The sequence below is a fragment of the Desulfopila sp. IMCC35006 genome (assembly GCF_005116645.1).
GTDB lineage: Bacteria > Desulfobacterota > Desulfobulbia > Desulfobulbales > Desulfocapsaceae > Desulforhopalus_A.
Genome location: NZ_SWCM01000001.1, coordinates 437,070 through 448,690 on the forward strand (window position 1 = coordinate 437,070; position 11,621 = coordinate 448,690).

Here is an 11,621-nt window from a genome sequence, read left to right on the forward strand (position 1 = left end):
TGTGGTATAAAGATGTCCTCTAAACAAAAGGCGGCGTAGCCAAGTGGCCAAGGCAGTGGTCTGCAAAACCATTATTCATCGGTTCGACTCCGATCGCCGCCTCCAGCAAATTCAAAGGGATTACAGAGTTCAATCTGTAATCCCTTTTTCTGTTCCAGTGCCATTTTTTCTGGCCTTTACAACCGTACAGATTACCTTCCTGTTTTTTGCAGGAAGGTAATCTGTACGGTTCTTATCCCGGCTTATTTCCCGTTTACCGAGGGTAAATACTCGATAATCACCCAGAGGTCAAGCCGGATGGTCACCGGCCAGGTTATACTCTATGGCACCTCACACTACTTTTTGAGGGGCAGTCTTTTCGACCGGAATAGACCAGATTTCCTCGGAATATTGTTTAATGGTCCGATCTGAGGAGAACTTGCCCATTCTGGCGACGTTGAGAATAGCCATTCGTGCCCAGGCTTCCGCATCGAGAAAGGCGTCGCTTACTTTGTTCTGGCAGGCGATGTAGGCCTCGAAATCGAGAAGCAACAGATACGGATCATGCTTGTCCATCAGGCTGTCGACCAGGGGCTTAAACAGTTCCTTGTCCCCATTGCTGAACGAGCCGTTCTCGATAGATTCGATAACATTTTTAATACTGTCGTTGCGTTGACAGACCTGCCAGGGCGTGCAGCTGACATTTTTCCTCTCAAACTCCGCCTCCTCGGCGGTCATGCCGAAGATAAAAATATTTTCTTCACCCACCTCTTCGCGAATCTCAATATTGGCGCCGTCCAGGGTACCAATGGTCAGTGCGCCGTTCAAAGAAAACTTCATATTACCGGTACCCGAGGCTTCCGTTCCGGCAGTGGATATCTGCTCGGAAAGGTCGGCCGCCGGCATGATGATTTCCGCCTGAGAGACATTGTAGTTGGGCAGAAAGACGACTTTCAGCCTGTCCTTCACCCGAGGATCCTTATTGACCACATCGCCAATGGAGGTAATCAGCTTGATAATCAGCTTGGCCCGCCAATACGAGGGCGCCGCCTTACCGGCAAATACGGCAGTCCGGGGGGCACAACCTTCGGCTTCGCCGTGGATTATCCGGTGATAAAGATGGATGAGATGCAGGGCATTAAGCAGCTGCCGCTTATATTCATGAATTCTTTTTACCTGAATGTCAAACATGGTGGCGGGATCAACCACTATTTTGCATTTCTTTTTGATATAATCCGCCAGGTTCTTTTTGTTATTCAACTTGATCCGGCGCCAGTCGCTGAGAAACTCAGGATCATCGACATACGGCTCCAGACCACGCAATTGATCAAGATCGGTGATCCATCCAGCGCCGATCTTCGACGAAATCAGCAGGGCCAGCTCCGGGTTGATATCAAGCAGCCACCGACGCGGGGTAATCCCGTTGGTTTTCGAGTTGAATCTGCCGGGAAAGAATTCATTAAACCCGGGAAAGATTCGTTCTTTGAGCAACTGGGAATGCAATTCCGCCACCCCATTGACGCTATGACTGCCGATTATTGCCAGATAGGCCATCCGGACCATTTTCACCGGACCTTCCTCAATAATGGAAAATTCCTGCAGCTTTCTCTCGTTGCCCGGATATTTCTGGGCGACTTCGTCGAGGAAACGACGATTGATTTCATAGATAATCTGCATATGACGCGGCAGCACCCGTTCCATCATTTCAACAGTCCAACGCTCCAGAGCCTCCGGCATCAGGGTATGGTTGGTATAGGCAAAGGTATTGACGGTGATTTCCCAGGATTCCTCCCAGCCCAGTCCTTCGATATCAAGAAGAAGACGCATCAACTCGGGGATGGCAATGGACGGATGGGTGTCGTTCAGCTGTACGGCAACCATTGAGGTGAATCGATCGAAACCGACATGTTTATTCTTAAACCGCCGCATGATGTCGCCGAAAGTCGCCGCAACAAAGAAGTACTGCTGCTTCAGGCGCAGCTCCTGGCCGGCATAATTGTGATCGGGAGGATACAGTACCTTGGAGATCGTCTCGGAGCTGACCTTCGATTCAACGGCACCGATGTAATCACCTTTACTGAAATCGGTGAGATCCAGCTCCCGTGAGGCAAAGGCCGACCAGAGCCGCATATTGATGACATGGTCGTTTTTATATCCGGGGATCATAATATCACTGGCCTTGGCCATGACATCTTTGGTGTTGACCCATTTACACCGGAATCTGCCGTTCTTGTCCTGATAGCTGGCAACATTGCCGAAAAATTGAATCTGAAAAACCGGCATCTGCCGTTCAAATTCCCAGGGCGTACCGTTCAACAGCCAGTTATCCGGACCTTCAACCTGATAGCCATCGACCAGCTTTTGAAAAAAGAGACCGTATTCATAACGGATACCGTAGCCGTAAGCCGGAATTTTCAAAGTCGCAATGGAATCCAGGAAACAGGCGGCCAGGCGCCCCAGGCCACCGTTGCCCAACGCGGCGTCCTCTTCCTGATTCCTGATTTCCGTCATATCGAAACCCAGTTCTTCGACTGCCTGCTTGGCATCTGCCAGAATGCCCAGATTGGTCATACTGTTACAGAGCGATCTGCCAATAAGAAACTCCAGGGAGAGATAATAGACCCGCTTTTTTTCTTTGGCATAGATCGATTTCTGGGTGGAAATCCATTTCTGCACCATCAGATCCCGCATAGTATAAGCAAGAGCGCGGTAAACATCCTGGGCCCCGGAACGCTCTGGATCCCGGCCCTGGAAACTCATCAGATGGTGAATTATGTTTTCTTTAATGGCGTTCACGGTCGAGGGAAACGCGACGGTCGGCCAGGTGGCCCCGTCCTGATCTGTCTGACTCTCAACTCTATCCATTACCTTCATGTTTAATCCTCCGACGGATATATACTGTACTTTCAGCAATTAACTGAATAAAAGAGACGTGCTCATCAAAAGGAAGACTCCCGTCGCGACTATCTATCTTGCCCACTGGACAAACTCCCGAAACGGATATACCTATTTTTCACTACGGTTTAGTAGACGACATGATGACTATGATAAGGTTCATGCGGAAATTGGCTACATCTTCCGCGCATTTTGACACCTTTCTGGTGATAATGTCCAGTTTTTACCATCGTTCGTGGCTACATATTGAATCAAATACTACCGTGTGGTATACAGCAGGCATATCATCAACCGCCTGTCACTCACGGCTAGGAGAAATATCGTTATATTTCTGTTTATTACCAACCTTTTAAACTAACACCGTCATGACTCAAAATCGCAAAGTCACCGAAGAAGAAAGTTCCCGAAAACAAGGGAGTTCCCCCCAGAAAAGCCACTTGGTCACCTGGTTCATTATTTTTGTCGCGGGCTTTCTCGCCGGAGTGGCGTTTACCGTGTACAAAGGAAAAATCATCGGCCCGGAACAATCGACTCCCGGGGTGGTCCAGCCTCAAGCACAAAGTAATGGCAGCAGTCAGGCAATCAGCGACCTGGAAGCCGAGGTTGCCGCCCATCCCGACAATTTCGAGAACTGGGTTCAACTAGGCCACCTGTATTATGATGCCGATCAACCGAAAAAAGCTATCGCAGCGTACACCAAATCCCTGGAACTGCACGCAGGCGACGCCAATTTACTCACCGACCTCGGCGTCATGTACCGACGAGTGGAACAACCGGAAAAAGCTATTGAACTCTTTGACCAGGCGATAAAGCAGGACCCCAACCATCTGCCTTCCAGATTTAACAAAGGCATAGTGTTGATGTACGACCTCAATGACCCCAATGGCGCCATCGCCGCCTGGGATGGCCTTCTAGCCATTAATCCGGAGGCAAAAACTGCGAGTGGGGAGCCCATCCGCGAGTTTGTCGAAAAGATTAAAGCCGGCCTGCCCAAAAACAAATAAGTCTATCATACTGGAAGAGGAAAAGAAAATTATGAAATTTGCAACTCTCGCCCTGCATGCAGGCCAGAAAGTGGACCAGGATACCCTGTCCAGGGCCGTTCCCATTTACCGAACTGCGGCGTATATGTTCAAAAACACCGAGCATGCAGCCAATCTCTTTGCCTTAAAAGAACTGGGAAATATCTATACCCGCATCGGCAACCCGACCCAGGACGTTCTGGAACAGCGCATGGCGCAGCTGGAAGGCGGCGCGGCATCTCTCGCTCTTGCCTCGGGCACGTCGGCTATTTTTTACACCATAATAAATATCTGCAGCCAGGGCGACGAGGTGGTTGCCGCCAATAATCTGTATGGCGGGACATTTGTTCAATTTAATTCCATCCTGCCGAAACTCGGCATCAAGGTGCGAATGGTCGACCCGACAAACCCGGACAACTTCAAGGCGGCCATCAACGAGCGAACCAGGGCTCTGTACTGTGAAACCCTGGGCAACCCGTCACTGAACATGATCGACCTGGAAGCCCTGGCGGGTATTGCCAGGGAACACAATATCCCGCTGATCGTCGATTCAACCTTTACCCCGCCATGCATGTTGAAACCGATCGATTTTGGTGCCAATATTGTTATCCACTCCCTGACCAAATGGATCGGCGGTCATGGCACCGCCATCGGCGGAATTGTCATCGACGCGGCCAATTTTAACTGGCAGGACCCGAAATTTACCCTCTATAACGAGCCGGACGACTCCTATCACGGCCTGCGCTATGCCCATGATCTGGGCGATCTCAATCCGGTAGCCTTTGCCCTGCGCATGCGGCTCGTACCGCTCAGAAATCTCGGGGCCAGTATCAGCCCGGATAACTGCTGGGCATTTTTACAGGGAATTGAGACACTTAGCCTGAGGATGGAGCGCCACTGTGAAAACGGGGCCAAAATCGCCGATTATTTATGCCGACATAAAGGGGTCGAATGGGTTTATTACCCCGGATTGAGCGACTCCCCAGGCCATGACCTGGCAGTGAAATATTTGCCGAACGGCTTTGGCGGCATGGTTGGTTTCAGCATCAAAGGCGGCATTAAGGCCGGAGCAAAATTCATCGACAGCCTGAAACTTATTTCTCACCTGGCCAATGTCGGAGACGCCAAGTCCCTGGCCATCCATCCGGCATCAACCACCCATTCACAGTTATCTCCAGAGCAGCTTAAAGAGTGCCATATTGGTGAGGGATTGATTCGATTATCCATTGGCATTGAACATATCGATGACATTATAGCGGACCTTAAACAGGCTCTGGCCTGTGCAGCAGCCTAGAGCGTCGGGGACGGAACAAGTACGAGATGAATGACACAGTAACCAGCAGGGACAGTTCCGTCGGGATAGTAGAGAAAAAATACTATTCTTTCGCCGAACCGCCCGATACGCTCACCCTGGAAAGCGGTGCGCATTTAGGCCCGGTGACCATTGCCTATGAAACCTACGGCACCTTGAACGAGCAAAAGGACAATTGCATCCTGCTCACCCACGCTTTTTCCGGCGACTCCCACGCAGCCGGCTTCTACGCAAGTGACCGGGATGGGGACAAACCGGGCTGGTGGGACTTTCTGGTCGGCCCCGGTAAAGGGATCGATACCGACCGTTATTTTGTCATCTGCCCCAACATCCTGGGCAGCTGTATGGGCTCAACCGGCCCCAGTTCGATTAACCCGGAGACCGACAAACCTTACGGCCTCGATTTTCCGATGATGACCATCGGCGACATGGTGGTCACCCAGAAGGCCCTGATCGATCACCTCGGCATCACCCGCCTGCTGGCGGTTATCGGTGGATCGGTCGGCGGCATGCAGGTGCTCGAGTGGTGTGTCCGCTTTCCGCAAATGGTCCGGGCTGCCGTACCTATTGCGACCACGATGCGCCATTCTGCCCTGGCTATTGCTTTTAACGAGATTGCCCGGCAGTCGATTATGGCCGACCCAAACTGGGCGCAAGGCAATTATTACGGCGGGCAAAAACCGGATATGGGCCTCTCCGTCGCCCGGATGGTCGGCCACGTAACCTACCTCTCCGATGAGGCACTGCGTCGAAAGTTTGGTCGGAAACTGCAGGACAAGGAACATTTTTCCTTTGGCTTCGGCGGAGATTTTCAGGTGGAAAGCTATCTGCGCCATCAGGGCTCCAAATTCGTCAGCCGCTTTGATGCCAACTCGGTACTGTACATCACCAAGGCTGCTGACTATTTTGATGTTGTCGATAAGATGAGTAAACCTGCCCCGATTGCCGGCGCCGAAGAACAAAACAAGATAAAATACCTTGTTGTTTCATACAGCTCCGACTGGCTTTACCCTACGTATCAGGCAAAAGAGCTGGTGCAGACCCTGAAGCGCTGCGGGCAGAACGTCAGTTTTTGTGAGATAGAAGCGGATTGCGGCCACGATGCCTTTCTTATTCCGGACCAACGGTTCACCACGCTGATCAGGGGGTTTCTTGATGGTATCTCCTGATCCGGCAGATATTCGTTTTGACCTGCGCATAATCTCTTCGATGATCGATCCAGGGACCCGGGTGCTCGACCTCGGCTGCGGCAACGGCGATCTGCTGGCCTGGCTTGCTGTCGGTAAAAATGTCATCGGCACCGGAATAGAGCAGGACAAGGAAAAGGCGGCACACTGCATCAGCCGTGGGCTCAGTGTCCTGCAGGGAGATCTGAACGAGGAGGTAGAAGACTATCCCGATTGCAGTTTTGATTATGTCATCCTCAGCCAGACCCTGCAGCAGGTGTTTGAACCGGCACGCCTGTTACACTCCCTGGCCAGGATCGGGCGAAAGGTGATCGTCAGTTTCCCAAACTTCAGCCATTATTCCATTCGGCTGCAGCTTTTATGTAAAGGATGCGCCCCAAAAAACGACCAGCTGCCCTATTCCTGGTATGACTCACCGAATATCCGGGTTATCACACTGAAAGATTTCCGCAAATTCTCCCGCGATGTTGGTTATAATATATTAAAAGAAATCACCATAAAAACGGATCCGACCAGCAACGAAGGGTCGATCATCCGTTTTTTCCCCGACATACGATCAACTTACGGCATTTACATAATTGAAAAAATCAGAAAATGATTCTTTCCAGACCGCGTTTAATTCAACAGAAAAAGCATTCGTCATGTTAAGAAAAAACGTTTCCGTAATCGATACCACCGCAGTTTCCGCGCTCTGCGACCATATTGAGATAACCAATTGCAGCCTGCACGACAAAGTTCCCAAAGTCGTCACTGAGCTGCTGTCGTCCTGGAGTACCAAAGAATGCTATGACCACATCAGTCCGGTTTCCATTCCCTCCCAGGAAGAAACTATCGGCATTGTCGAACAGGCCAAACGGATTCTCTTCCCCGGATTCTTCTCCCACACCAAACTGCATGCCTCCAACCTTGAGTATTATATCGGCAAGAAAACCACCGACCTCTACGACAAGGTCTCTGAGCAGATTACTATGGCAATCCGCCATGACTGCCGGAGGAATGAACGCCCCTGTACCAATTGCGAGGCATACGGGCATAAAAAAGCCCTGAGCTTTATCCAATCCCTGCCCAAAGTGGCGGCAATGCTGGCCACCGACATCCGGGCCGCACTGCGGGGCGATCCGGCGACCAAAAGTCCTGACGAGGTGATCTTCTGTTATCCCGGACTGTTAACCACCTTTATCTTTCGTCTGGCCCATGAGCTCTACCTGCTCGAGGTACCGATCATTCCCCGGATCATGACCGAATACGCCCATAGTCAGACCGGCATTGACATCCACCCCGGCGCCTCTATCGGTTCGGAATTTTTTATCGATCATGGCACTGGTGTGGTGATAGGTGAGACCACCATAATAGGCAATAATGTACGTCTTTATCAGGGGGTCACTCTCGGGGCCCTGTCTCTTCCCCATAACGCCGGCGAAAAAATGCGCAACAAAAAACGTCATCCGACCATAGAAGACAATGTTATCATTTACGCCAACACTACCGTCCTTGGCGGCGATACTGTTATTGGCGAGGGGTCGATTATCGGCGGCAATATCTGGCTTACCGAAAGCGTGCCACCCGGCACCAAGGTGTTGATGAAAAGGCCGGAGCTCATTTATTCGAACTCTCATTAAGGATTTTTTCTTTTCCCCCCTGCATCCCGGAGGTTATACTGATGGCAAAAACTATACTGGAAAGTATCGGCAATACTCCCCTTCTGACCATGGCCAATTTTTCTGCGGGTACCGGAGCTCTGATTCTCGGCAAACAGGAATCTCGTAATCCGATGGGCAGTGTCAAATGCCGTATTGCCGTGGCGATGATCGAGGCGGGAGAACGTGACGGCAGTATAAACAGAGACACGACTGTGATTGAGCCCACCAGCGGCAACACCGGTATTGGCCTGGCCTTTGTCTGTGCCCACAAAAATCTCAAACTGATCCTCACCATGCCGGAAAGCATGTCCATTGAACGAAGAAAACTTCTCACTCACCTCGGTGCAAAACTGGTGCTGACCCCTGCCGCAGATGGAATGAAAGGGGCGATAGCCGCGGCCAAACAGCTTGGGGAGGAAACGACTAACAGTTTTATACCGGACCAGTTCAGCAACCCGGCCAACCCCGCCATCCACCGAACCACCACCGCCGAAGAAATCTGGCGGGATACCGATGGTAAAATCGATATTTTTGTCGCAGGAGTCGGCACAGGTGGTACAATCACCGGAGTCTCGGAAGTGCTTAAAAAGAGAAATCCGGCCATGCAGACTATTGCAGTCGAACCACAGGACAGCCCTGTCCTGTCCGGTGGCAAACCGGGGCCGCATAAAATCCAGGGGATTGGTGCCGGTTTTATCCCCGCCATTTTAAACCGCGACATTATCGACGAGGTAATCACCGTCAGCAACGACGATGCTTTTGCCGTGGCGAGAAAGCTTGCAACCAGTGAAGGAATACTCTGCGGCATCTCCTGTGGCGCAGCAGCACATGCAGCGTATTTAGTTGCCGCTAGACCTGAAAATAAGGGCAAGGTAATCGTGGTTATTCTCCCCGACACCGGTGAGAGATATTTAAGCACGCCTTTGTTCCAGGAGTAGCATGTGGACGGAATTATAAAAATCAAAGTATTGCAGATATATGAGGGAGCAGGCTATCGAAACTCGACACCTTAAAATATTCGTCACTGTCTATAAGGCGCGAAGCTTCACCAAGGCAGCAGAAAAACTCTTCACCAGCCAGCCGACAGTAAGTGAACATATGCAAAACCTTGAGGCTCGGCTCAACTGCAAGCTCTTTGATCGACTGGGCAGATCGATTCTGCCGACCGCAGAAGCAGAAATCCTGTATCCGCGAGCAATAGCTATCCTGGAGGACCTGCAGAGGCTGGAAGAAGAGATTTCCGCTACCGGGAAAAATGTTGGCGGGGAGTTGATCCTTGGTGCCAGTACCATTCCCGGTGCGTATATCCTGCCGGGAGTGGCGGCTTCTTTTAAACACGAATTCCCGGACATCTCTTTTGAAATACAGATCAACGATTCAGCAAAGATAGTCGAAGCAGTTGCCGGGAATGAATTGCTGCTTGGAGTGGTTGGGGCAAAGATTTCATCGTCTAAGGTCCGTTACCAATCGTTTGCTGAAGACGAACTGATCCTGGCCGCCGCGCAGGACAACCCTGCCCCGGCCGAAATCACTTTACAGGAGCTTTGTCATCTGCCGTTTATTATCCGGGAACGCGGTTCAGGAACCAGAAAAAGCACCGAAGTACTGCTGGCCCGACAACAGCAAACCCTAAGCCAGCTGAATATCTGTGCAACGCTCGGGTCGAGTGCGGCGGTCAAAGAAGCAATCAAAGCCAATCTGGGCGTTTCCGTAATCTCCCGGCACGCCATTCAGGACGAACTGACAAGCGGTAAAATAAAAGAAATCCATATCCCCGGTCTGACCATGAAAAGAAATTTCTATGTCGTTACCCCGACCAGGAGAACACTGCCCAACCATTATCAGGAACTGCTGCGAAGACTGTTAGGCAAATAAGCGCCGGCTACGACTGGCAGACCCGATATACTTCCTCGATAGTCGTCACTCCCTGCAAAACCTTCATAGCGCCGTCTTTCTGAAGGGTGATCATGCCGTTTTTGATCGCCTGCCTTTTGATCTGGTTGGCGTCTGACGTCTGCAGGATCAGGGCCTTCATATCCTGGGTCATGAGGAGCAGCTCAAAAATACCGCACCGGCCCTTATAGCCGGTATGATAACACTTCGCACAGCCTTTGCCGCGGTATGCCTTCCGGCCGAGGCTTTCCTCTTCGGTAAGGCCGATCCGCTGGAACATCTCCGGAGTTGGACTGTATTCCTCTTTGCAATGGGGACAGATAATACGAATCAACCGCTGAGCCAGAATCGCATTGACCGAAGAAGCGATGAGAAACTGTTCGATTCCCATATCCCTGAGTCGGGTAATGGCCCCTGCCGAGTCGTTGGTGTGCAGGGTGGAAAAAACCAGATGCCCGGTCAACGCTGATTGGATGGCAATTTCGGCGGTTTCCGTATCGCGGATCTCGCCAACCAGAATAACATCCGGATCCTGCCGGACGATGGACCTGAGGCCGGAGGCAAAGGTCAGATCGATCTTGGGATTGACCTGCACCTGACCGATCCCGCTGATGCGGTATTCGATCGGATCCTCAACCGTGATAATGTTGATATCCGTATTGTTTATCGAGGAAAGTGCCGCGTAAAGGGTGGTGGTTTTGCCCGAACCGGTCGGTCCGGTCACAAGAACAATACCGTTTGGCGCTTTAATCTCTTTTTGAAAAGGAATAAACCGATCCTCCGGCATACCAAGATCGGTAAGAGAGATCATCACCGTCGATTTACGCAGCAGGCGCAACACCACCCGCTCACCAAACGCGGTGGGCAGAGTCGAAACACGGACGTCGATCTCCTTGTTGGCAATCTTCAACTCAATCCGGCCATCCTGGGGCAGTCTCTTCTCGGCGATATTGAGCTTGGCCATTATCTTGACCCGCGAGATGAGCGCCGACTGCACATGTTTCGGTGGACTCAGCATGTCATGGAGAATACCGTCCAGCCGCTGCCGGATCTTCAGGCTGTTCTGATAGGGTTCGATATGAATATCCGAAGCATTATCACGTACCGCCTGAGAAAACATCAGATTGACCAGGCGGATCACCGGCGAATCGCTGGTATCGTCAAGCAGATCCCCGATCTCTTCTATCTCTGAAAACAACCGCTCCGGATCTTCTTCATCATCAATATCCTGCATGACCTCATCAGCCGAGGTCTGCTTCATATCATAGGCAAAATTGATCGCATTCAGAATAAGATGGGCCGGTGCCAGCACCGTCTTATAGGTACCGTCAGCCAGAATTCGACGCAGATCGTCTAGTGCCTGAAAAGATGTGGGGTTATTAATGGCGAAAAACGATTCCTGGGCAGTGACGATAGGAACCATTTTATGCTGTTTGAGAAAACTGATGGAAACCTGGTCGGTGAAATCGGTTTTAATATCAGACGGCAGAGATTTGCGCACCTCCATATCAAACATTATGCCTAGCACCTGCAACACCGTCAGTTCGTCAAGTTCACCGTTTTTGACGAGTATCTCCCCGATGAGGTCATCACCCTCTTTTTGAACCTTGAGCGCCTGCTCAAGAGCTGTTGAGGCCAGGCCGAACTCATCAATTAATATCTCACCAAATTTCTTTATGCCCATTGCAACCAC

The 11,621-nt window shown here is 51.1% G+C and carries 9 protein-coding genes and 1 tRNA gene; 8 read left to right on the forward strand and 2 right to left on the reverse strand.

Annotation, left to right across the window (positions count from 1 at the left end; translation table 11 throughout):
• Positions 1-29 precede the first annotated feature (29 nt).
• Positions 30-105 (forward strand) — tRNA-Cys (locus FCL47_RS01970).
• A gap of 225 nt (positions 106-330) precedes the next feature.
• Here the strand turns inward: FCL47_RS01970 and FCL47_RS01975 are convergent.
• A complete protein-coding gene (locus FCL47_RS01975; protein WP_240744099.1) occupies positions 331-2,853 on the reverse strand; it encodes a glycogen/starch/alpha-glucan phosphorylase in 2,523 nt (840 codons plus the stop codon).
• Positions 2,854-3,239: 386 nt separating this feature from the next.
• Between FCL47_RS01975 and FCL47_RS01980 the strand changes: the two genes are divergently transcribed.
• From FCL47_RS01980 to FCL47_RS02010, 7 genes are read left to right on the forward strand one after another with little or no spacing between them, the layout of a single operon-like run.
• Positions 3,240-3,878 (forward strand): tetratricopeptide repeat protein, encoded by a 639-nt coding sequence (locus FCL47_RS01980; protein WP_136811777.1) that lies wholly within the window; start codon positions 3,240-3,242, stop codon positions 3,876-3,878.
• A 31-nt stretch (positions 3,879-3,909) separates the two neighbouring features.
• Positions 3,910-5,190, forward strand: coding sequence for an O-acetylhomoserine aminocarboxypropyltransferase/cysteine synthase family protein (locus tag FCL47_RS01985; protein ID WP_136811778.1), 1,281 nt, complete (start codon positions 3,910-3,912; stop codon positions 5,188-5,190).
• Between the two features lie 26 nt (positions 5,191-5,216).
• Entirely contained in the window at positions 5,217-6,377 is a 1,161-nt protein-coding gene (locus FCL47_RS01990) for a homoserine O-acetyltransferase (RefSeq protein ID WP_136811779.1), read from the forward strand.
• A complete protein-coding gene (gene metW / locus FCL47_RS01995; RefSeq protein WP_205747172.1) occupies positions 6,364-6,993 on the forward strand; it encodes a methionine biosynthesis protein MetW in 630 nt (209 codons plus the stop codon). The genes FCL47_RS01990 and metW overlap by 14 nt, the downstream gene beginning before the upstream one ends.
• Positions 6,994-7,036: 43 nt before the next feature.
• Positions 7,037-8,014, forward strand: a complete 978-nt coding sequence (locus tag FCL47_RS02000; protein ID WP_136811780.1) for a serine O-acetyltransferase — start codon at positions 7,037-7,039, stop codon at positions 8,012-8,014.
• Positions 8,015-8,055: 41 nt separating this feature from the next.
• Positions 8,056-8,973, forward strand: a complete 918-nt coding sequence (gene cysK, locus FCL47_RS02005) for a cysteine synthase A (RefSeq protein ID WP_136811781.1) — start codon at positions 8,056-8,058, stop codon at positions 8,971-8,973.
• A gap of 40 nt (positions 8,974-9,013) precedes the next feature.
• Entirely contained in the window at positions 9,014-9,910 is an 897-nt protein-coding gene (locus tag FCL47_RS02010) for a selenium metabolism-associated LysR family transcriptional regulator (protein ID WP_136811782.1), read from the forward strand.
• Between the two features lie 7 nt (positions 9,911-9,917).
• Here FCL47_RS02010 and gspE read toward each other — a convergent pair whose 3' ends face one another.
• Positions 9,918-11,612 carry a type II secretion system ATPase GspE gene (gene gspE, locus FCL47_RS02015; RefSeq protein WP_136811783.1) on the reverse strand — a complete coding sequence of 565 codons (1,695 nt, stop codon included), beginning with the start codon at positions 11,610-11,612 and terminating at the stop codon, positions 9,918-9,920.
• Between the last annotated feature and the right edge of the window lie 9 nt (positions 11,613-11,621).